This is a genomic window from Deferrisoma camini S3R1 (assembly GCF_000526155.1).
Taxonomy (GTDB): Bacteria; Desulfobacterota; Deferrisomatia; order Deferrisomatales; family Deferrisomataceae; genus Deferrisoma; species Deferrisoma camini.
Map to the genome: position 1 here is coordinate 3,400,334 of NZ_JAFN01000001.1, position 19,954 is coordinate 3,420,287.

Annotated in this window: 21 protein-coding genes and 1 riboswitch; of the genes, 9 read left to right on the forward strand and 12 right to left on the reverse strand. The window is 70.6% G+C overall.

Annotated features, from left to right (window positions below; all coding sequences use genetic code 11):
* Positions 1 to 53: 53 nt before the first annotated feature.
* Positions 54 to 234: riboswitch (cobalamin riboswitch) on the reverse strand.
* Between the two features lie 199 nt (positions 235 to 433).
* The 4 genes from rbr to DEFCA_RS0115005 all read left to right on the forward strand — a co-directional run bounded on the left by rbr (position 434) and on the right by DEFCA_RS0115005 (position 4,033).
* On the forward strand, positions 434 to 1,009 hold the full coding sequence (gene rbr / locus DEFCA_RS0114990; protein WP_025323826.1) for a rubrerythrin: 576 nt from the start codon (positions 434 to 436) through the stop codon (positions 1,007 to 1,009).
* Positions 1,010 to 1,222: 213 nt separating this feature from the next.
* Complete coding sequence (locus DEFCA_RS0114995; protein ID WP_025323827.1) at positions 1,223 to 2,437, forward strand: FprA family A-type flavoprotein; 1,215 nt, start codon at positions 1,223 to 1,225, stop codon at positions 2,435 to 2,437.
* Entirely contained in the window at positions 2,434 to 2,910 is a 477-nt protein-coding gene (locus DEFCA_RS0115000) for a Fur family transcriptional regulator (protein WP_025323828.1), read from the forward strand. The genes DEFCA_RS0114995 and DEFCA_RS0115000 overlap by 4 nt, the downstream gene beginning before the upstream one ends.
* 85 nt (positions 2,911 to 2,995) lie before the next feature.
* Positions 2,996 to 4,033, forward strand: a complete 1,038-nt coding sequence (locus DEFCA_RS0115005) for an IS630 family transposase (RefSeq protein ID WP_025322004.1) — start codon at positions 2,996 to 2,998, stop codon at positions 4,031 to 4,033.
* Between the two features lie 104 nt (positions 4,034 to 4,137).
* Here DEFCA_RS0115005 and gap read toward each other — a convergent pair whose 3' ends face one another.
* The 10 genes from gap to DEFCA_RS0115055 form a co-directional block, all read right to left on the reverse strand.
* Positions 4,138 to 5,160: a type I glyceraldehyde-3-phosphate dehydrogenase gene (gene gap, locus DEFCA_RS0115010; protein ID WP_025323829.1), complete on the reverse strand. Its 1,023-nt coding sequence runs from the start codon at positions 5,158 to 5,160 to the stop codon at positions 4,138 to 4,140.
* A gap of 360 nt (positions 5,161 to 5,520) precedes the next feature.
* A complete protein-coding gene (locus DEFCA_RS0115015; protein WP_025323830.1) occupies positions 5,521 to 5,994 on the reverse strand; it encodes an RrF2 family transcriptional regulator in 474 nt (157 codons plus the stop codon).
* A 61-nt stretch (positions 5,995 to 6,055) separates the two neighbouring features.
* Entirely contained in the window at positions 6,056 to 7,858 is a 1,803-nt protein-coding gene (gene aspS / locus DEFCA_RS0115020) for an aspartate--tRNA ligase (RefSeq protein ID WP_025323831.1), read from the reverse strand.
* A 97-nt stretch (positions 7,859 to 7,955) separates the two neighbouring features.
* Positions 7,956 to 8,342, reverse strand: a complete 387-nt coding sequence (locus DEFCA_RS0115025; protein WP_025323832.1) for a cytochrome c3 family protein — start codon at positions 8,340 to 8,342, stop codon at positions 7,956 to 7,958.
* 18 nt (positions 8,343 to 8,360) lie between these two features.
* Positions 8,361 to 9,626: a histidine--tRNA ligase gene (hisS, locus tag DEFCA_RS0115030; protein WP_025323833.1), complete on the reverse strand. Its 1,266-nt coding sequence runs from the start codon at positions 9,624 to 9,626 to the stop codon at positions 8,361 to 8,363.
* Positions 9,627 to 9,641: 15 nt separating this feature from the next.
* Complete coding sequence (locus DEFCA_RS0115035) at positions 9,642 to 11,033, reverse strand: GGDEF domain-containing response regulator (protein ID WP_029734173.1); 1,392 nt, start codon at positions 11,031 to 11,033, stop codon at positions 9,642 to 9,644.
* A 53-nt stretch (positions 11,034 to 11,086) separates the two neighbouring features.
* A complete protein-coding gene (locus DEFCA_RS0115040) occupies positions 11,087 to 13,486 on the reverse strand; it encodes a ComEC/Rec2 family competence protein (RefSeq protein WP_025323834.1) in 2,400 nt (799 codons plus the stop codon).
* A gap of 24 nt (positions 13,487 to 13,510) precedes the next feature.
* Positions 13,511 to 13,894 carry a MerR family transcriptional regulator gene (locus tag DEFCA_RS0115045; RefSeq protein ID WP_025323835.1) on the reverse strand — a complete coding sequence of 128 codons (384 nt, stop codon included), beginning with the start codon at positions 13,892 to 13,894 and terminating at the stop codon, positions 13,511 to 13,513.
* A gap of 19 nt (positions 13,895 to 13,913) precedes the next feature.
* The gene (dnaJ, locus tag DEFCA_RS0115050; RefSeq protein ID WP_025323836.1) at positions 13,914 to 14,972 is read right to left on the reverse strand and encodes a molecular chaperone DnaJ; all 1,059 of its coding nucleotides are present in this window, start codon (positions 14,970 to 14,972) and stop codon (positions 13,914 to 13,916) included.
* 150 nt (positions 14,973 to 15,122) lie between these two features.
* Complete coding sequence (locus DEFCA_RS0115055) at positions 15,123 to 15,515, reverse strand: thioredoxin family protein (RefSeq protein WP_025323837.1); 393 nt, start codon at positions 15,513 to 15,515, stop codon at positions 15,123 to 15,125.
* Positions 15,516 to 15,724: 209 nt separating this feature from the next.
* Here DEFCA_RS0115055 and DEFCA_RS20930 point away from each other — a divergent pair, with 209 nt between their 5' ends.
* The 5 genes from DEFCA_RS20930 (at position 15,725) to DEFCA_RS0115080 (ending at position 18,843) form a co-directional block, all read left to right on the forward strand.
* A complete protein-coding gene (locus DEFCA_RS20930; protein WP_025323838.1) occupies positions 15,725 to 16,447 on the forward strand; it encodes an N-acetylmuramoyl-L-alanine amidase family protein in 723 nt (240 codons plus the stop codon).
* 40 nt (positions 16,448 to 16,487) lie between these two features.
* A complete protein-coding gene (gene rph, locus DEFCA_RS0115065; RefSeq protein ID WP_025323839.1) occupies positions 16,488 to 17,210 on the forward strand; it encodes a ribonuclease PH in 723 nt (240 codons plus the stop codon).
* Positions 17,207 to 17,809, forward strand: a complete 603-nt coding sequence (locus DEFCA_RS0115070; protein WP_025323840.1) for an XTP/dITP diphosphatase — start codon at positions 17,207 to 17,209, stop codon at positions 17,807 to 17,809. The genes rph and DEFCA_RS0115070 overlap by 4 nt, the downstream gene beginning before the upstream one ends.
* Positions 17,806 to 18,234: a hypothetical protein gene (locus DEFCA_RS0115075; RefSeq protein ID WP_025323841.1), complete on the forward strand. Its 429-nt coding sequence runs from the start codon at positions 17,806 to 17,808 to the stop codon at positions 18,232 to 18,234. Before DEFCA_RS0115070 ends, DEFCA_RS0115075 begins: the two co-directional genes overlap by 4 nt.
* A 165-nt stretch (positions 18,235 to 18,399) precedes the next feature.
* On the forward strand, positions 18,400 to 18,843 hold the full coding sequence (locus DEFCA_RS0115080) for a retropepsin-like aspartic protease family protein (RefSeq protein ID WP_025323842.1): 444 nt from the start codon (positions 18,400 to 18,402) through the stop codon (positions 18,841 to 18,843).
* Here the strand turns inward: DEFCA_RS0115080 and DEFCA_RS0115085 are convergent.
* Both DEFCA_RS0115085 and DEFCA_RS0115090 read right to left on the reverse strand, forming a co-directional pair.
* A complete protein-coding gene (locus DEFCA_RS0115085) occupies positions 18,798 to 19,646 on the reverse strand; it encodes a lysophospholipid acyltransferase family protein (protein ID WP_025323843.1) in 849 nt (282 codons plus the stop codon). The genes DEFCA_RS0115080 and DEFCA_RS0115085 overlap by 46 nt on opposite strands.
* A 72-nt stretch (positions 19,647 to 19,718) precedes the next feature.
* Positions 19,719 to 19,919, reverse strand: coding sequence for a cold-shock protein (locus DEFCA_RS0115090; protein WP_025323844.1), 201 nt, complete (start codon positions 19,917 to 19,919; stop codon positions 19,719 to 19,721).
* Between the last annotated feature and the right edge of the window lie 35 nt (positions 19,920 to 19,954).

Consider the following 19,954-nt stretch of genomic DNA (forward strand, 5'->3'; position numbering starts at 1 on the left):
TTTTCGAAGCACCGCTTCACGATCCCACCCTCCCAAGAGCCCGGGGAGGTTCGTGTGGGCAGCCCATGCCGGCAGGTCTTCTGGCTCGCGCGTCGTCCTCGGGGCCGCCTTCCCAGCCTTCCGGCCAGTGGCTTCGTGGCCCTTCGTCAGCGCTCACAGCGGCGGGTCCGCGGGGGATTCGCACCCCTCTTCCCTTTTCAGCCCCAGCGGGGCACCGGCGGGCGTCGATCCGAATTGTGGCGCGTACGCTACCGCGGGGATGGCAGGCGTGTCAAGCCGGACTGCCGGGACCGGTGAGGGACCACGGCCTGTCCGCGATCTCGTTGGGGGGTATATTAGGAAATTTTCTTGACAAGGGTTTATTCCTGGGTAGGTTTGCCTCCGGACCATCACCTGCCCGGCATCGGCCGGGCCCAACCACAGGAGGAACACCATGGCGTCGATCAAGGGAACCCGCACCGAAAAGAACCTCCTCACCGCGTTCTGCGGGGAGTCCCAGGCCCGCAACCGGTACACGTACTTCGCAAGCAAGGCCAAGAAGGAGGGGTTCGTACAGATCTCGGCGATCTTCCAGGAGACGGCGGATCAGGAGAAGGAGCACGCGAAACGGCTGTTCAAGTTCCTGGAGGGCGGCGAGGCCGAGGTGCAGGCCGCGTTTCCGGCCGGGGTGATCGGGTCCACCCTGGAGAACCTGCTCGCCGCGGCCGAGGGCGAGAACTACGAGCACACCCAGATGTACCCCGAGTTCGCCCGGGTGGCCCGGGAGGAGGGGTTTGACGAGATCGCCAAGGTGTTCCTGGCGATCGCGGTGGCCGAGAAACACCACGAGGAGCGCTACCGGGCCCTGGCGGCCAACGTGGAGGCCGGGCGGGTGTTCCGCCGGGACGAGCCGGTGGTGTGGCGGTGCCGGAACTGCGGGTACCTCCACGAGGGCACCGAGGCCCCGGAGGAGTGTCCCTCGTGCGCCCACCCCCAGGCCCACTTCGAGATCCTGGCCGAGGCCTGGTAACTTCCGCTAGGACGCTAGGAGGCTGGGAGGTTAGGACGCTAGGGCGCATGAAAGCCTACTTGATTCCAGAGTGTTCCAAGCATGGCCCCCGGACCATGAGGTGCAGGTGAAGAGGCATGGTGATGCCTAGAAGGTGGGGGATCCTTTCAAGCCCCCTAACCTCCCAGCCTCCCAGCATTCCAGCGGGCCAAAGGCCCAACGAAAGGAGTTGCCATGCCTCCCGTGAGAATCCGAGACGGGATCTTTTGGATCGGCGTGAACGACCGCACCACCGACCTGTTCGAGGGGCTTTGGCCGATCACCCCAGGGGGGGTGTCGTACAACGCGTACCTGGTCCGCGGCGAGCGGACGGCCGTGGTGGACCTGGCCAAGGCCATCAAGGTGGACGAGTTCCTGGACCAGGTGGCGGCCGTGGCCGATCCCCGGTCGCTGGACTACGTGGTGATCAACCACATGGAGCCCGACCACTCGGGGCTTCTGCGAACCCTGCTCAGGATCGCGCCTCAGGTCACGATCCTGGGCACGGACAAGACCGTGGCCCTGCTGGACTCGTTCTACGGGATCCGCAGAAACGTGCGGGCCGTGGCCGACGGCGAGGTCCTCTCTCTGGGGAACCGGAGCCTGCGGTTCTTCTCGACCCCGTTCGTGCACTGGCCCGAGACCATGATGACCCTGGAGGAGTCGGAGCGGGTGCTGTTCTCCTGCGACGCCTTCGGCGGGTACGGCGCGCTGCGCGGCGGGGTGTTCGACGACCAGTGCCCCGACCTGGCCGGGTACGAGGAGGAGGCCCTGCGCTACTACGTGAACATCGTGGCCAAGTTCAGCCCCATGGTCCTGAAGGCGATCGCCAAGCTGGCCGAGGTTCGGGTGGACGTGGTCGCGCCGTCCCACGGCCTGATCTGGCGGAAGGACCCGGGGCGCATCGTGGGGTTGTACGAGCGGTGGGCCCGGTACGGCGGGGAGGCGGGGGATCCCGGGATTACCCTGCTGTACGGGTCCATGTACGGCAACACCGAGGCGGTGATGAACGCGGTGGCCCAGGGGGTGTCGGCCGAAGGGGTGCCGGTGGAGATCTTCGACGTGACCCGGGCCCACGTGAGCTACATCCTGCCGTCCTTGTGGACCCGCTCGGGGGTTCTGATCGGGGCCCCCACCTACGAGGCCGGGCTGTTCCCACCCATGGCCCACGTGCTGGACATGGCCGGCCGCAAGGCCGTGCGGGCCAAGAAGGTGGCCCGGTTCGGCAGCTACGGGTGGAGCGGCGGGGCCCAGAGGGAACTGGAGCGGTGGTTCGAGACCCTTCGCTGGGATCAGGTGCTCGAGCCCTTCGAGTTCGTGGGGGCCCCGAGCGACGCCGACCTGGAGCGGGGGGGGCGCTTCGGGCGGGACTTCGCCCGGGCCCTCAGGGGCAAGGGGGAGGCGCCGTGAGCACCCCCGGCGACGGCGTCCACGCCAGCCTGGAGCGGCTCCAGGAGGTGTGCCGTCACCACGGGTTCAAGCTGACCCACCAGCGGTTGGAGATCCTCCGGGCGTTGACCGGGAAGCCGGGGCACCCCACGGTTGAAGAGGTGTACGGCCGGGTCCGGCCGAGGCTGCCCACGGTCTCGATGGACACCGTGTACCGGGCCCTGGCCGCGTTCGAGCGGATGGGGCTGATCGCCCGGGTCCAGCCCGGCGGGCCTGCGGTCCGGTACGACGCCGACCCGACCTCCCATCACCACCTGATCTGCCGGCGGTGTCGGGAGATCCGAGACTTCCGATGGCCCGAGTTCGACCGCATGTCGCCGCCCATCGAGTCGGGCGCCTGGGGGTCCGTGGAGGGGCGGCGGGTGGAGATCTGGGGGTTGTGCCCCAGATGCGCGGCCGAGGCCGGGAACCCCCCTCAGGCCCCATGCCCCTGAATCATGGTGCCCGCAGCGCCCAAGGACAAAAGAGCTTCTTATTAACCCGGTGGCTAAATAGGCGCGATTATGGTACACTGTCGTCATGGACAAAGTCGATGCTCGCAGCATCAGCCGAGAGGCCCAGCAGACCTTACGCCGCCAGGCGATCCGCTTGCGAAAGGCCGGTCGGACCTTCGCAGAGATTGCCGAGATCGTCGGCGTTCATCCTTCCACGGTGCGCAAGTGGTGGAAGATCTATGAACGCGACGGTACCCAAGGAATCCGCCTCAAGAAACGGGGGCGGAAGCCCGGGCAAAAACGAACGTTGAGCCGCGAACTGGAACAGGAACTCCGGCGGCTCATCACCGACAAAACCCCCGAGCAGCTCAAGATGCCCTTTGCCCTGTGGACGCGTCGAAACATCCAGGAGCTGATCCGGCGCCGATGGGGTATCGAGATGCCGGTGCGCACGATCGGGGACTACCTGAAGCGCTGGGGATTCACGCCGCAAAAGCCGTTGCGGCGGGCCTATGAGCAAAACCCTCAGGCGGTCCAGAAGTGGCTGGATGAGGACTACCCCGCCATTGTCGCCCGTGCGAAGCGAGAAAACGCAGAGATTCATTGGGGCGACGAAACGGGACTTCGTTCGGACAGCCAACATGGACGCTCCTACGCGCCTCGGGGAAAAACGCCGGTGGTTCGGCTCAACGCCAAACGTGAATCCATCAGCCTGATCTCCAGCATCACCAACCAGGGCAAGGTTCGGTTCATGACCTACCGGGGCGCGATGAACAGTCGGACGTTGATCCGGTTCCTCCGGAGACTGATCAAAGACGCGGACCGGAAGGTGTTTCTCATCTTGGACAATCTCCGAGTGCACCACAGTAAGCCGGTGAAGGCCTGGCTGGAGAAGCACCGGGAGGAGATCGAGGTGTTCTACCTGCCTTCGTACTCGCCAGAGCTGAATCCGGACGAGTATCTGAACTGCGACCTCAAGGCCGGTGTGCACTCGGGACCGCCGGCACGCACGGGAGAGCAACTCCGGGCGAAGGCGATCTCCCACTTGCGCAAGCTCCAGAAGTTGCCCGACCGCGTGCGCTCGTACTTCCGTCACCCGAAGATTCGATACGCAGCCGCCTAGCGCGCCTATTTAATCGCCGGGTTAATAACCGTCCGGCCTTCTAGCTTTCCAGCTTCCCAGCGGGCCGAAGGCCCTTCCCGCCCCCCCAGATACCAAACCGCCCGCTATGAGCTCATCTTGATCGCAAATTGGTATGAGAACCTTAACGCCAGGTCCACCAGCCGGTTCGCGTACCCCCACTCGTTGTCGTACCAGGCCTGGAGCTTCACGAAGTCGCCGCCCACCATCCGGGTCTGGGGGCCGTCCACCACGGCCGAGAAGGGGCTGCCCACGTGGTCCACGGAGACCAGCGGCTCCTCGGTGTAGGCCAGGATGCCCCGCAGGGGGCCTTCGGCGGCCCGCTTGAGCTCGGCGTTCACCTGGTCGGCCGTCGCCCGGGCTTCCAGTGCGACCGTGATATCGGCCAGGGACACGTCGGGGGTGGGCACCCGCACCGAGACCCCGTCCAGTCGGTCGGCCAGCTCCGGAAGCACCAGCCCCACCGCCCGGGCCGCCCCCGTGGTGGTGGGCACCATCGAGACCCCGGCCGCCCGAGCCCGGCGCAGGTCGGGGTGGGGCGAGTCGAGGAGCTTCTGGTCGTTGGTGTAGCTGTGCACCGTGGTCACCAGCCCCCTCCGGACCCCGAACCCCTGGTGGAGCACCTTGAGGATCGGGGCCAGGCAGTTGGTGGTGCACGAGGCGTTGCTCACGATCCGGTGCCGGTCGGGGTCGAGCAGATGGTCGTTGACCCCCAGCACCACGGTGAGGTCGGCCCCCTCGGCCGGAGCCGACACGACCACCCACCGGGCCCCGGCCTCCAGGTGCCGGGCCGCCCGCCCCCGCACCGTGTTGCGGCCGGTGCACTCGAGCACCAGGTCCACGCCCAGGTCGGCCCAGGGGCAGCGGGTGGGGGCATCGGCCCGGACGAACGGGATCTCCCGGTTCTCCACGCGGAGGCGGTCGGTCCCGGCCTCCACCGTGCCCCGGAACCGACCGTGGACCGTGTCGTACTGGAGCAGGTGCCCCAAGGCCCGGGGGTCCTCCCGGTCGGATACGGCGGCGATCTCCACACCGGCTCGTTCCCACGCGGCCCGAAACGCGCTGCGGCCGATCCGGCCGAAGCCGTGGATGGCGATGCGAATGGCCATGGAACTCCTCACACCAAGTCGCGTTCAAAGCTATTGCCCCCCTGCCCAGAGGGGCAAGGGTCCTGTCGGAGAGCCGGGCGCGGCCCCTTCGCTCGCCGCGCAGTGCCTCCGGCGTCTGGACTGCAAAAGGGTTCGGATTCCAACGGGTTGTCATGAAGCCAGCTCCCCCGCCCCATGCCTGCGCGGCGAATCTCAATGCCTGGCTTCGCGCCCGGCCGGAGGCAGGTCCCTTGCCCCGCCCCCGGCTGGGTATCCTATGGATGGCAACTTGGTATCACACCAAAACGACTCCGCCCCGGGCATTCCGGGGCGGACGGGGCGCGGCAAGGGCCTCCTCCGAACGGGACGGGGCCGAGCGGGCTAAATGTAGTACATGAACCGGGCGTCCAGTTGGCGCTGGATGCCCAGCTCCTCGGCCCTGTGGCACAGGTCCTGGATCGTGGTGCTCCGGAAGATGTCGGCGATCTTGTCCCCGATCTCCTTCCACATGGGGCTGGCCACGCACTGGGGTTTGCGCTCGCAGGGTGGGGCCGCGCACTCGTCGTCGATGTCGCTGACGCAGAACACCAGCTCAATGGGGCCCTCGGTGCAGGTGACGATGTCGTACAGGGTGATCTCGCTCGGCTTCTTCAGCAGGAAGTAGCCCCCACGGGGCCCCCGCTTGCTCCCCAGGATCCCGGCCTTCTTGAGTTTTTGGAAGATCTGCTCCAGATAGCGGGGGCTGATCTGCTGGCGATCCGAAATGTCCTTGATCTGCGCGGGAAGGCCTCCCGCATGGTAGGCGATATCAAAGACCGCCCGGACGCCGTACCTGCTCTTCGTTGTGAGTTTCATGGTCTGCACCTCGTCGGTTCCCGATATGGATGTGCGAAATTACCAGCCGCCGCATACCGGGTCAAGGGGAGGCGCTTTCGGGCCGGCGCACGCGGATGTGGAGCTCCCGGAGCTGGGCCGGGTCCACCTCGGCGGGCGCGTCGGTGAGCAGGCAGGTGCCCCGCTGGGTCTTGGGGAACGCGATCACGTCGCGGATGCTGGGGGTTCCGCACAGGAACATGAGGATTCGGTCCAGGCCGAAGGCGATGCCCCCGTGGGGCGGGGCCCCGAACGAGAGGGCCTCCAGAAGGAACCCGAACTTCTCCCGGGCCTCCTCCGGGCCGATCCCCAGGGCATCGAACACCTTTTGCTGCACCTCGGCGGTGTGGATCCGGATGGATCCGCCCCCGATCTCCACGCCGTTGAGCACCAGGTCGTAGGCCTGGGCCCGGACCTCCAGGGGGGCGTCGGCCAGCTTGTCCACGTCCTCGGGCACCGGGCTGGTGAACGGGTGGTGCAGCGCCACGTACCGCTTCTCGTCGGGGTCCCACTCCAGCAGGGGGAACTCGGTGATCCAGCAGAACGACCACCGGCCCTCGGGGACGAGCCCCAGGCGCTCGGCCAGGTGGACCCGAAGTTTGGATAGGGCCAGGTTGGCCACCTTCTCGGTGTCGGCCACGAAGAACAGAATATCGCCCGGCTCCGGCTCCGCCGCCGCCCGGATCCCCTGCCGGGCCTCGTCGCCCAGGAACTTGGCAATGGGCGACTGCCAGGTGCCGTCGGGCTGGATCCGGATCCACGCCAGCCCCTTGGCCCCGAACGGGGCCACGAACCCGGCCAGGTCGTCGATCTCCTTGCGCGACAGGGCCGCACCGGCTCCCTTGGCGTTGAGGACCTTGACCACCCCGCCCTTGGCCACGGCCTGGGCGAACACCTTGAACCCCGAGCCGGCCACGCACCCGCTCACGTCGGCCAGCTCGAGCCCGAACCGCAGGTCCGGCGCATCGGTCCCGTACCGTGCCATGGCCTCGGCGTAGGGCATCCGCGGGAACGGCCGGGGGAGCTCCACCCCCAGGGTGTCCTCCCAGAGCCGGCAGATCATGGCCTCCATCAGGTCGAGGATGTCGTCTGCGTCCACGAAGCTCATCTCCAGGTCGATCTGGGTGAACTCCGGCTGGCGGTCGGCCCGCAGGTCCTCGTCGCGGAAGCACTTGACGATCTGGAAGTAGCGCTCGACCCCCGAGACCATCAGGATCTGCTTGAACAGCTGGGGGCTCTGGGGAAGGGCGTAGAACCTGCCCGGGGCGAGCCGGCTCGGGACCAGGAAGTCCCGAGCCCCCTCCGGCGTGGAGCGGGTCAGCACCGGGGTCTCCACCTCCCAGAACCCCTGGTCGTCGAGGAAGCGGCGCACGCTGGCGGCGGCCCGGTGGCGCATGGCCAGGTTCTTCTGGAGGGCCGGCCGCCGCAGGTCCAAGTACCGGTACCTGAGCCGCAGGTCGTCGCCCACCTCGGCTTCCTCGTCCACCGGGAACACCGGGGTGCGCGACCGGTTCAGGATCTTGAGCTCCCGCACCCGCACCTCCACCTGGCCGGTGGGGAGGTCCGGGTTCTCGGTGCCCTCGGGCCGGGGCGCGACCTCGCCGCGCACCGCGACCACGTACTCGCTGCGCAGCCGGTGGGCCTGCTCGTGGGCCTGGGGCGCCACGTCGGGGTAGAACACGGCCTGCACCAGGCCCTCGCGGTCGCGCAGGTCCACGAAGATCAAGCCGCCGTGGTCCCGGCGGCGGTGTACCCACCCCATCAGCGTGACGGTCTGGCCCACGTGCTCGGGCCGGATGTGGCCGCACCCGTGGGTGCGCCTCCATGTTCCCATGGGTTCGATCACGGCAGGACTCTCCTTGGCGGTGAAGCGGCTCGGCACCGGCGGCCGCCGCTCGGCTCCGGGCCGGACCGGGCCCGGAGCGCGCTCGGGAACGCCGGGGCTACCCGGCCCGCATCAGTTTGTAGCTTTTTTGGCTTCCGTGGGGGTCGTGGCACGAAAGGCAGCGGCCGCCCGCCTTGGTGTGCTGGGTTCCGGTTCCCCGCTCGTGGCACAGCAGGCACAGCCGTGCCGGCTTGGTCTTGAACCGGAACTTCCCGGCCTTCTTGGCGGTGCAGGCCGGGCCCGCGGGCACGTGGCACGACACGCACCCCGGCGCCCCCGCCTGTTCGGCCGCCACGGGGCCGTGGAGGAACTGGGGCGCCATGAGGTCCTGGTGGCAGCCCCCGTCCACGCAGCTCCCCGCGGTTGCCGGCGCGCAGGTGACGACCAGGATCGCCGCCACGGCGAACGCGGCCGAGCCGAGCACTCGGAATCGTCGGTGGGTCATTGTTGTCTCCCTGGGGGGTCAGGAGGGGGTGGCGATGCGGCCCATAAGATACGAGATCAGTTCGCCGACCGCCACGGTTTCCTGGTTGCCGGTGGAGAGGTCCTTCACGGTCACCGTGCCGGAGGCCATCTCGTCCTCGGCCAGGATCAGCGCGAACCGGGCTCCGCTGCGGTCGGCGGCGCGCATCTGGGCCTTGAAGCTGCGGGCGGCCAGGTCCATCGCGCTGCCCATCCCGCGGGCCGCCAACTCCCGCCGCAGGGCCAGGGCCCGGGCGGCGGCCTCGGGCCCCCGGGTCACCCAGTAGGCCGTGGGTACCGGCGCAGGGGCCGCCTCGGGGTCCAGCAGGAGCCCCAACCGCTCCATGCCCAGGGCGAACCCCAGGGCCGGCACCGGCGGGCCTCCCAGGGCCTCGGCCAACCCGTCGTACCGGCCGCCGGCGGCCACCGCGTTTTGGGCCCCGAGCCCCTCGGCCAGAAGCTCGAAGGTGGTGCGGTTGTAGTAATCGAGCCCGCGCACCATGCGGGGGTTCACCCGGTACGCGAGGCCCACCCCGTCGAGGATCTCCCTCACCCGGGCGAAGTGTTCCGAGCACTTCGGGCACACCGCCTCCGTGATGCGGGGGGCGTCCGAGGTGAGCTGCCGGCACCGCTCTTTCTTGCAGTCGAGCACCCGAAGGGGGTTGGTGTCGATGCGGCGCTGGCAGTCGGGGCACAGGTCGGACCGCAGACCCTGCAGGTGGGCCCGCAGGGTCTGCACGTAGGCCGCCCGGTCCGCCGAGCACCCCAGGGTGTTGATCTCGAGCCGCAGGCGATCCGAGAGGCCGAAGGCCGCGAACAGGTCCCACAGCAGCGTCAGCACCTCGGCGTCGGCCTCGGCCTCGGCCCAGCCGAAGCACTCGACCCCGATCTGGTGGAACTGTCGCAACCGCCCCTTCTGGGGCCGCTCCCGACGGAACATGGGTCCCAGGTAGTACCACCGGGCCTTGGGTGCCGACCGGGCGAACCCGTTCTCCAGGTACGCCCGCACGGCCGAGGCCGTGCCCTCGGGCCGCAGGGTGACCGAGTTCCCGCCCGTGTCGACGAAGGTGTACATCTCCTTTTCGACGATGTCGGTGGCCTCGCCGATGGAGCGGCGAAACAGGGCCGTGTCCTCGAGCAGGGGAAGCCGCACCTCCCGGTACCCGAAGGCCTCCAGGACCCGGCGGGCCTTGGCCTCCATGTATTGCCACAGGGGGGTTTCGTCCGGGAGCAGGTCCCGGAATCCTTTGAGCTTTTTCAGTTCCATGGGTGGGGTCGTCCGTCAGAGAAGTCGGGCCTCGTACACGGCGTCGCGCGAGGCCTCCTTGTTCCGGTACATGGCCCGGTCGGCTTTGTCCACGAGCTCTTCGCGGGACGAGGCGTCCCGGGGGTAGGTGGCCACCCCCACCGAGGCGGTGAGATGGATGGACCGGCCCTCCCGGCCGAGGAACCGGTGGGAACGGATCGCTTGGCGGATTCGCTCGGCCACCTCCACGGCCGCGGCGGTGTCGGCCCCCGGCAGCAGGGCCACGAACTCGTCCCCCCCGTACCGGATGAGGGTGTCGTTCTCCCTCACGTTGGCTTGGAGCAGTCGGCTCACCTCGATCAGAACCTTCCCCCCGGTCAGATGGCCGTGGGCGTCGTTGATCTCCTTGAACCGGTCCAGGTCCAGGAACAGCAGGCTGAACGGCAGCCCCGACCGCTCCGACTCGCGGATCGCGTCGTCGAGGACCCTCTCCAGGTAACGGGCGTTGTAGAGGTCGGTCAGGGGGTCCACGAACGCCAGTTGTCGCGCCTCGCGGAACCTCTCGGCAGCGTCCAGGGCCAGCTCCATCTGCTGGCTCAGGAAGAAGGCGTTTTCCGTGTCCTCCTGGGAGAAGCGCTCCCCGCCCGAGCCCCGGGCCAACGCCACCACGCCGTCGAGGCCGCCCCGGAGGCGCAGGGGCAGGAGCAGCAGCTCCCGGGCCTCGGGCACGCCGGGGCAGCCCGCCAGAACCCGCAGCAGCCGGGCCCGGCCGAGCACCCGGGGCGCCTCGAGCCCCCGCAGGTACCTCTCGGCCCGCAGCACCAAGGCGTCCCGCAGGGCCTCGGCCTGGTCCTGGCCCAGGCCGAACCGCGCCGCAACGCCCAGCGGTCCCGCCCCCGGCCCGTGGCGCAGCACCATCCCCAGCTCGCTTCGGGTGGCCCGGGCCACGGCCTCGAGTCCCAGGGCCACCACCCGGTCCGGCTCGTCCGAGCCCAGGAACGACCGAGCCAGCTCGTAGAGCTCCAGCTGGCGCTTCAGCCGGGAGTGCTCCCGGACCAGCTGGCGCTGCTCCAGGGTGGCGCGCACCACCGCGGCCAGCTCCTCGGCCGCGAACGGCTTGCGCAGATAGTCTGCGGCGCCGTGCTTGAGCGCCCGGACCGCGGTGTCGATGGAGGCGTACCCGGTCATGATCAGCACGTCCACCGAGGGGCGCCTCGCCTTCACGGCCTGGAGCAGCTCCAGCCCCGTCATCTCGGGCATGTAGATGTCGGCGAGCACCAGGTCCGGTGGATCCTCCTCCAGCCGGGCGAGGGCCTCCGTCCCGGTGGACGCGGTGCGCACGCGCAACCCTTCCTGCCGAAGCACGTCGGAGCAGAACGAGCGGAAGAACACGTCGTCGTCGACGACGATTACAGAGGCAGGATGCATGGACGGCCCTGAACCAAAGGGATTTTGAAAGCTAGCAAAAGCCCCCAGGGGTGTCAACGCGCCGGCCCGGCGCGGGATCCGGTCGGGCCGAGATCCAGGCGCACACACCCCAGGTCGTAGGTGCCGAAAACCGAGACCCCGAACCCTTCGGCACCCCGCACGAAGCGTTCGGACGGCAGCCCCCGCCTGCCGCCGGCGGATACCAGCACCCACCGGGGCGCCACGGCCCGGAAGAACGGCGGATACCAGGCGTCGGCCGCACCGTGGTGGGGGGCCACCAGCGTCTCGGCCTCCAAGGGGACGCCGCTCGCGAGCGCCGCGGCCTGGCCCTTGGTCTCCAGGTCGGCGGGCAGGAGCACGGCCCGGCCCCAGGCCTCCCACCGCATAAGGAGGCTCCGGTCGTTCTCCCCCGGCCCGGGGCCGCACCACGTCAGGACTCGTGCCCCGCCCAAGGTCCGTTCTTCGGCGGCCCGGCCGATCCATCGCACCCGGGCCCCCACCTGGCGGCCGGCGGCCAGCAGTTCCCGGTACCGGGGGTCGCCCCGGAACCCGGCCGGGAGCCAGACCTCGCGGGGGCGGCCCCACCGGACCACGGTTGGGAGCCCTCCAACGTGGTCCGGATGGGGGTGGGTCGAGATGACCAGGTCCAGGCCCCGGCATCCCAGTGCTTCCAAGGCCGGCACGAGGATCCTGGCCCCGGGGTCGAACGGGCTCTGGGGGAAGCCCCCGCCGTCCACGGCGACCCAGCCGCCGTCGGGCAGCCGGAGCGCCAGGGCCTGGCCCTGGCCCACGTCGAACGCCCACAACCGCAGGCGGTGGTCCAGGGTGGTCCGGATTCCTGGCAACGCCAGGGCAAGGAGGGCGAGGCCCGCGGCCCCCGCCGCCCACCGCCCCCCGCCGGGCCGGCGCCACACCCACAGCCCCAAGGCCACGAGCCCGGTCAGTCCGGCCGCCAGCCCCAGAGGGGTTTCCAGGGCGGGCAGGCGAACCGAGAGGGCCCAGGGCTCCAAGGCCGTCATGGCCGCGGCCCACCGGTCGAGAACGGTCCCGGCCACGGCCCACAGGAGCCGCGCCGCCCCGGGCAGGGGTTCGTACGCGAGGATCCCTGCCAGCCCCAGGGGGAGGCACAGCCAGCCCACCAGGGGGACCGACACCAGGTTCGTGAGGATCCCGGCCAAGGGCGCCGAGCCGAAGTGGAACAGGGAGATCGGCAGGGTGGCCAGGGTCGCTCCGGCCGAGGCGCAGGAGATCCGCACCACCGCCCTGCCGCCGGTCGCCGCCGCCCGGGAGAGGCCCCGGCGGCGGAGCAAGCGGGTCTCCCATGCGGGCCGGCAGGGCAAGAAGCGGGCCTCCAGCCCCGGCGCCAGCCAGAACAACCCGGCCAGGGCCGCCAGGGAAAGGTGCAGCGCCGGGTCCTCCAGCACCGGCGGCCAGATCACCCCCAGCGCCAGGGCCGTGGCCGCGAGCACCGACGGCACCGAGCGGGGCCGGGCCAGGGCCGCGGACACCAGGGCCAGGGTGACCATGACCAGGGCCCGGACCGTGCTCACCTGCCAGCCCGAGAGGGCCGCGTAGCCGATCAGGACGGGGACGGCTGCGGCGTGGGCCCAGGGGGCGGCCGGCCGGCCCACGAACCAGTGGGGTGCCCACCGCAGAAGGGCCCACCGGGCCGCGGGCACGATCAGCAGGGCCACGATGCCCAGGTGGAGCCCGGACACCGCCACCAGGTGCGACACCCCGGTCCGCCGCAGAACGCCGCGCAACCGGGGGGACAATCCGGACCGGTCGCCCAGGGTGACGGCCCGGAGCACCGACCCGCCCGGGCCGGGCGCCGCGCGCTCGATGGCGCCGGCGACCTCCCGACGCCAGCCGGGCCAGGCCGCGCCTTCCGGCCGGAACACCACCTCGCCCGGCCAGCGGGCCCCCGCCCGGGCCGCTACCCCCTTGCGCCGCAGGTACGAGGCGTACCCCTCGGTCCCCGGGTTCCGAAACGCCAGCGGCGGACGAAGCTCCGCCCGGAACCAGCAGGCAGCCCCCCGGGAAGGGGGAGGGTCTGGACTTCCGGTCACCGAGAGCCGGATCCGGCCCCACGCGGGCCTCCAGGGCCCCGGCGGGCTCGGGGCCGCGGCTCCGAGATCCACCAACACCGACCATCCCTGCGGGGTGGGCCGGGGGTCGGCCGCCACGAGCCCGTAGAACCGGCCTCGGGTGCCCACGGAGGGGTGAAGGGGAAGGGGACGGGTGGCTGCGGCATACCCTGCGGCGGCCAGGGCCAGCAGCCCAACGAACGCGATGAGGCGGGTGATCTTGGTCGGGGCCTGGAACCAGGCTCCCACGCCGGCCGAGAGCGCTGCGGCCGCGGCCCATCCGGGGTGATGGGGGAACCATACGCCCCCGGCCAGGGCCAGCAGGGGAACCAGGGGAAGGATGCGAGGATCCCGCGGCCGCAGCACCCCAGCCCCCCGCGGTCACCCCGGTCAGCCCGCCGGCTTGGTGGGGGGGCGGGAGAACGCCTTGGGGACCACGGCCTTCTCCTGCTGGCGGAGGTATCGCTCCATCTCGGCGCGCAGCTCCTCCCGGACGAACCGCACCACCTCGTCCAGGTGCTCCTGGAGCTCCTCGATGGTGCGCCGCATCTCGAGGATCACCTGGATGCCCGCCAGATTGACCCCCAGGTCCCGGCGCAGGCGCCGGATTCGCTGCACGGTCTCGACGGTCTCCTCGTCGTAGAGATACCTCCGGCCCTCCCGCGCCGCGGGTTCGATCAGGCCCGCCTCCCGGTAGACCCGCAGGGTCGAGGCGCTCACGCCGGTGGCCTCCACGAGCTCCCGGAGTCGGTACAGCTTCACGGCCTTGTCCATGACTGGCTCCCCTCGGTGCTCACATCCGGCCCCGCAGGCCTTCCAGGGTCTTTTTCACGTCGGGGTCGAGCCGGCGGGGGATCTCCACCTGTACCTCGGCGTACAGATCGCCCCGGCCTGGAACGCCCTTGCCCCGCAGCCGAAACCGCTGGCCGTTCTGGGTGCCAGGGGGCACCTTCATGCGCACCGGCCCGTCCAGGGTGGGCACCTCCACGGTGCCCCCCAGGATGGCGTCGAGCACGCCCACCTTCACCCGGGTCACCAGGTCGTTCCCTTCGCGCCGGAACTGGGGGTCCGGCGCCACGTGGACCCGGATATACAGGTCGCCCGGTGGGCCTCCGTCGACGCCGGCCTCCCCTTTCCCGGCCACCCGCACGCGGGAGCCGTCGGTGACGCCGGCCGGGATGCGTACCCGGATCCGCTCGGCTTTGGGCACGGCCCCGCGGCCGCCGCAGCGGTCGCAGGTCGGGCCGGGGGCCCGGCCCGTGCCGCGGCACGCGGGGCAGGTTTGCTGCACCGTCACCACGCCCCGGGAGGCCCGCACTTTTCCCCTGCCGCCGCACCGGGGGCAGGGCCCCCCGCCCCCGCCCGTGCCGACCCCGGTTCCGCCGCAGGCCGCACACGGCGCCTGGCGCTGGAACGAGATCTCCTTCTCGGTGCCCCGCACGGCCTCCCGGAACGCCACGGTCATGTCGTACTCGAGGTCGGCCCCCTTGCGGGGGCCGCTCGGCCGAAACCCAGGGGCCTCGCCGAACAGGTCCGCGAACAGATCCGAGAAGTCGAACCCGCTGAAACCGCCGCCCGTGCGGAACTCCTCCCATCGGGGCCCCTGGGCCCCGCCTGAGCCCGCCCCGAACGCGGCATGGCCCACGGCGTCGTACTGGGCGCGTTTCTCGGGGTCGGAGAGCACGTCGTAGGCCTCGGAGATCTCCTTGAATCGCTCCTCCGCTTCCTTGTTCCCCGGGTTCACGTCGGGGTGGTACTTGCGGGCCAGTTTTCGGTAGGCCTTCTTGATCTCCTCGGTCGAGGCCTTGCGGTCCACCCCGAGGATCTCGTAGTAGTCCCGTTTGGTCGCCATCGGACGGAACCTCTCCTCCGCAAAGGTACGGATCCCAACGAAGGCATCGCCCGGCCCCCCACTTCTCGGGGCAATGCGTTCGAAGGGTCTCGTAGGCGCCCCCCACACGGCGCCCAAACCTAGGCACCGCAGGGCGGGGTGTCAACCGGGCTACGGGGCCTCGGCCACGCCGGCGTCGCGCAGCACCTGTTCCAGCTCCTCCTCGGTCCAGAACCCCACCTGGTTGAACCGGACCCGCCCGTCGGGGCCGATGATCACGATGACCGGCACGCACTTGACCCCGTACTTCTTGGCCAACTCGGGCTCCTTGTCGGCGTCGTGCACCCGATGGACGATGTGGGGGTGGCGCGACAACACCTGTTCGAGGGCCGGACGCAGCTGGTCGCAGGCCGGGCAGGTCTCCGACACGAACTCCCCCAGCACGGGCCTGCCGGTGGCCAGGGCCTCGGCCACCAGGGGATCCGGTTCTGCCGGGGCCGCGGCGGCCGACGGGCCGGCGAGGACCATCCCGGCCAGCAGGATCAGGGCGGCGGCGAGAAACACCCGGCTGGCGGCAGGCTTCCGGGGCGCTGCGCCTGCCGGAGGGCGGGGCCTGAAGGAGGAGGACCCGTGGGCCTGGGGGTGTGAGAAATCGTTCACTTGGCGAACCTCCGGTTTCGGCTGGACTCCCGAGGGGGGCAGCCGCGTTGACACCCCTCGGGCCGGTGGGCTAGCATGCCGGCACCTTCCGCCCGGGACCCTTCCGACACGCCATGGACCGCCCCCTCGGCCTCATCCTGATCTGGCTGTCGTTCCTGCTCCTTCCGGTATCGGCCCGGACGGCGCGGTGCGAGGATAGCATCCCCGCGCCGGCCATCCAACGTACCCCGCCGCGGCTCGTGCTCGACCCCGGCCACGGCGGGTCCGATCCGGGCGCGCACGGCCGAGGCCGCGCCGAGAAGGACGCCGCCCTCGCCGTGGCCGAGGCCGTGGCGAAGAGGCTCGAGGCCCGGGGGATCGTGGTGTTCCTGACCCGGGATCGGGACCAGGCGCTGTCGGAGCCGTTGCGGGCCGCGTTCGCCAATTATCGAGAGGCCGACCTGTACCTGGCCCTCCATTTCTCCGGCGAGCCCCGGGTCCAGGCCCGGGGGTTCGAGGTGTTCGTCGCTCCGCCGCCCCCGTCGGGCCTCGAGCCGCAGCGTTGGGAGGCGGGCCAGGCCCGGGTGTGGAAGCAGAGTCGAGCCTGGGCCGAGGCCGTTCGGCGGCGGTTGGGGGAGGTGGCGTCCACCTTCGACCGGGGGGAGGGGATCCTGCCCCATCCGGCCCTGGAGGCGGTGACCTGTCCCGCGGCCCTGGTGGAGCTGGGATCCCTGGCGTGGCCCGACGAGGCCGAGTGGTGGCGTTCTCCGGCCGGCGCCGAGGCCCTGTCCCGGGCCCTGGCCGCGGCCGTGGCCGATGTGACCGGCTGGAAGTCCCCCCAGACCGACGACCGTTGACCGTAGACCGACGACCGAAATTTCTGCGAAGGACGATCCGATGCGCCATGACGGAAGGGCGGCCGACGAGCTGCGGCCGGTCCGGATCCAAAAGGGGGTGCTCCGATACGCCGAGGGGAGCGCCCTGATCGAGATGGGGCACACCCGGGTGCTGTGCGCGGCCAGCGTGGAGGACGGGGTGCCCGCATTCCTCAAGGGCTCGGGCCGGGGGTGGGTCACGGCCGAGTACGGCATGCTTCCCCGGGCCACCGAGACCCGAACCCCCCGGGAGGCGAGCCGGGGCCGGCAGGGGGGGCGGACCCTGGAGATCCAGCGCCTCATCGGCCGCTCGCTCCGGGCGGTGACCGACCTGGACTCCATGGGGGAGCGAACCGTGTGGGTGGACTGCGACGTGCTCCAGGCCGACGGCGGCACCCGCACCGCCTCGATCACCGGGGCCTACGTCGCCCTGGCGGACGCGCTCCAGACCCTGGTGGAACGCAACGTGGTGAGCCGGATCCCCCTGACCGACGCCGTGGCCGCCGTGAGCGTGGGCGTGGTGGGGGGCAGGCCTCTGCTGGACCTGGACTACCGGGAGGACTCGTCGGCCGACCTGGACATGAACGTGGTGATGACGGGCCGGGGGGAGCTGGTGGAGGTCCAGGCCACGGGCGAGGAGCGGCCGTTCCCCCGGGACCGGCTCCTGGAGCTGCTGGACCTGGCCTGGAAGGGGATCGAACGGCTGCTGGCCCTGCAGCGGGAGGCGTTGGAGGGCGGGCGGTGAATCTGGTTGTGGCCACGGCCAACGTCGGCAAGCTCCGGGAGTTCCGGCGGATGCTCGAGCCCCTGGGGTTCGAGGTGCTGGGCCTGGCGGATCTGGCGGACCGGCCGGAGATCCGGGAGGACGGCGACACGTTCCTGGACAACGCCCGTGCCAAGGCCTGGCCCCTCGCCCGGAGCCTGGGCGGGCCGGTGCTCGCGGACGACTCCGGCCTGGTGGTGGACGCCCTGGGTGGGGCGCCGGGGGTGCGCTCGGCCCGCTACGCCGGACCCGACGCCACGGACTCGGACAACAACCGCAAGCTCCTGGCGGAGCTGGCGGGAGTGCCGGCCGAGCGGCGCACGGCCGCGTTCGTGTGCGCCTTGGTGCTGGCGGTCCCTGGCCTGGGCGAGGTGGCGGCCGAGGGACGGGTGGAAGGGCGCATCCTCGATCGGCCCCGGGGCGAGGGGGGGTTCGGGTACGATCCCCTGTTCCTGGTGGGGGACCTGGAGCGGACCGCTGCGGAGCTCGATCCGGACACGAAGAACCGGGTGAGCCACCGGGGGCGGGCCCTTCGTCTGCTCCTGCCGGTGCTCCGGGACCTCGGTCGGGGAGCGTTATGAGCGGCACCGGGCGCCGCCCGGCGAGCTTCGCCCTGCTGTTCTACTACTTCCTCCTCCTGGTCTCCACGGCCGCGGCCAACGGCTCGCCCTATCCGTTCTTCGCCTGGGTGTTCGAAGGGACGGCCGCGCGGATCGCGGTGGTGCTGGACTGCCTGGTCCTGATCCACATCGTCGTGGGGGTGCTCAAGGCCCAGCGCCTCACCTGGTGGATCCTCCTCGTGTACAACGCCGTGCAGCTGGCCAGCGTGGCGGTCGGGCTGTGGGCCTGGCCCATGGACGAGCTGGCCCTTGCGTTCGGGTTCGAGGACGCCACCGGCTCGCTGGTGTCGGTGCTGGCCGTGTCGGCCCTGGCCATGGCGGTGGCCACGGCCTACGCTTGGCGGCTCCGCGATGCGTTCTGGGACGAAAACCCCTACCTGTTCTGAGACCGGTTCCCACCCAGCGCTCCAACAGGCCCCATGCCCCCCAGGCTTCGGCGCGGTTCGAGAGCCGCCTGGCCGCCTAGCTGCCCAGCCGCCTAGCGGGCCGAAGGCCCCAGACCGACGACCGTAGACCGTAGACCGGCGACCGAAGTTACATGGAAGCCCCCGATGAGATGGTTTCGTGCGGTGATGCTGCTTGCCCTCCTCCTGCCGGCCGCTGCGGGGGAGGCCGGGGTCCGGGTGCCCCTGGAGAACCACGGGGGAGCGCTGGTGGCCCAAGTCACGGTGAACCGGCGGTTCACCGGCCGTTTTCTGGTGGACACCGGGGCCACCTACTGCGTGGTGTCCAAGGAGGTCGCCCGAAAGGCCAAGATCCGGGGGCGGGTCGGCGGGAAGCGGGTGCGGCTGGTCACCGCCAATGGGGAGATCGAGGCGTCCCTGGGTGAGGCCCGGCGGGTCGACGTGGGTAGGGCGCGGGCGCGGGACGTGGCCGTTGCCGTGGTGGACGCCGATCCCGTTCCCGGGTTGGACGGCATCCTGGGACTGAGCTTCCTCGAACGGTTCCGCTACACCCTGGATCCCGAGGCCGGGCTGCTGGTCCTTGAGAAGTAGTCCTCTGCCCCTTCCACCACCCGGACCCCCCATTCCTTCAGCGTGTCCCGCAGGAACGCCACGCAAGCCTCCTGGGCGGCCAAGCCCCGGCGCTCCGGCACGATCGGAGGACCGAACCGGAACCGCACCGGCCGGTCCGGCCGCACCGGCCCGAAATCCTTGAGCCGCCGGCCGTTGCCCCAGGCGTCGGTCCGAAGGGCCACCGGCACCAGCGGCACCCCGGCCCGGGCGGCCAGCTTGGCCCCGATGGAGTTGAACCGGTCGAGGCGCAGCTCGTCCGAGCGGGTGGTTTGGGGAAACACGATCACCGACATGCCCCGTCCGATCCGGTCGGTCCCTTCCCGGAGTACCTTGGTGAAGTCCTCCCGAGGGCTCCGGCGGCCCACCGCGATCGGGTCGCGGCTGCCGAGGATCGGACCGAACCACGGATAGGCGAGCAGCGACTCCTTCACCACGAAGGTCGCCGGTTTCACCGGTTGGATCACGGCCGGCAGCACGAACGTCTCCAGGGTGCTCATGTGGTTTCCCACGAACACGGCCGGCCCCTCGAACCGCCGGAGCACGTCCATGCCCTCGATGGTGAGCTTCACTCCCACCCACTCCAGGGCCCGCACGATGTCCTCGCTGGACTTGGCCCAGTGGGCCCCGTCGTAGACGCCCCGGGCCACCTCCAAGCGCGACCGTCCCACGATCCACAGCACCCGGGCGTAGAACGGGAGCTCGGGCCACGGGCACAGGCGGGGCACCAGACCGGGGCGCCGGTCGGGCGGGGTGCGGTATTCGTCGTGGTCTGCGAACGCCATGACTCCACGTAAAAGGAGCGAGCCCCGGGGCTCGCTCCCTCGTCCTGCACGTTGTTTGCGGGCTCGGAAGGATCAGACCGGACGGACGTTGGCGGCCTGGGGGCCCTTCTGGCCGTCGACCACCTCGAACTCCACCTGCTGCCCTTCCTGCAGGGTCTTGAAACCCTGCATCTGGATCGCGCTGAAGTGGACGAACACGTCCGGGCCGTCTTCCTGGGCGATGAACCCGTACCCCTTCTGGTCGTTGAACCACTTTACCGTACCGACTGCCATGTTCCTGCCTCCTTACAAGGCGTTTGGGTGCCCGG

What these genes read in the sequence shown, in the direction of transcription:
- rbr (WP_025323826.1), top strand. Translation starts at nt 434, where the DNA reads ATGGCGTCGATCAAGGGAACCCGCACCGAAAAGAACCTCCTCACCGCG.
- DEFCA_RS0114995 (WP_025323827.1), top strand. Translation starts at nt 1,223, where the DNA reads ATGCCTCCCGTGAGAATCCGAGACGGGATCTTTTGGATCGGCGTGAAC.
- DEFCA_RS0115005 (WP_025322004.1), top strand. Translation starts at nt 2,996, where the DNA reads ATGGACAAAGTCGATGCTCGCAGCATCAGCCGAGAGGCCCAGCAGACC.
- gap (WP_025323829.1), bottom strand. Translation starts at nt 5,160, where the DNA reads ATGGCCATTCGCATCGCCATCCACGGCTTCGGCCGGATCGGCCGCAGC.
- DEFCA_RS0115015 (WP_025323830.1), bottom strand. Translation starts at nt 5,994, where the DNA reads ATGAAACTCACAACGAAGAGCAGGTACGGCGTCCGGGCGGTCTTTGAT.
- DEFCA_RS0115025 (WP_025323832.1), bottom strand. Translation starts at nt 8,342, where the DNA reads ATGACCCACCGACGATTCCGAGTGCTCGGCTCGGCCGCGTTCGCCGTG.
- hisS (WP_025323833.1), bottom strand. Translation starts at nt 9,626, where the DNA reads ATGGAACTGAAAAAGCTCAAAGGATTCCGGGACCTGCTCCCGGACGAA.
- DEFCA_RS0115035 (WP_029734173.1), bottom strand. Translation starts at nt 11,033, where the DNA reads ATGCATCCTGCCTCTGTAATCGTCGTCGACGACGACGTGTTCTTCCGC.
- DEFCA_RS0115045 (WP_025323835.1), bottom strand. Translation starts at nt 13,894, where the DNA reads ATGGACAAGGCCGTGAAGCTGTACCGACTCCGGGAGCTCGTGGAGGCC.
- dnaJ (WP_025323836.1), bottom strand. Translation starts at nt 14,972, where the DNA reads ATGGCGACCAAACGGGACTACTACGAGATCCTCGGGGTGGACCGCAAG.
- DEFCA_RS20930 (WP_025323838.1), top strand. Translation starts at nt 15,725, where the DNA reads ATGGACCGCCCCCTCGGCCTCATCCTGATCTGGCTGTCGTTCCTGCTC.
- rph (WP_025323839.1), top strand. Translation starts at nt 16,488, where the DNA reads ATGCGCCATGACGGAAGGGCGGCCGACGAGCTGCGGCCGGTCCGGATC.
- DEFCA_RS0115075 (WP_025323841.1), top strand. Translation starts at nt 17,806, where the DNA reads ATGAGCGGCACCGGGCGCCGCCCGGCGAGCTTCGCCCTGCTGTTCTAC.
- DEFCA_RS0115080 (WP_025323842.1), top strand. Translation starts at nt 18,400, where the DNA reads ATGAGATGGTTTCGTGCGGTGATGCTGCTTGCCCTCCTCCTGCCGGCC.
- DEFCA_RS0115085 (WP_025323843.1), bottom strand. Translation starts at nt 19,646, where the DNA reads ATGGCGTTCGCAGACCACGACGAATACCGCACCCCGCCCGACCGGCGC.
- DEFCA_RS0115090 (WP_025323844.1), bottom strand. Translation starts at nt 19,919, where the DNA reads ATGGCAGTCGGTACGGTAAAGTGGTTCAACGACCAGAAGGGGTACGGG.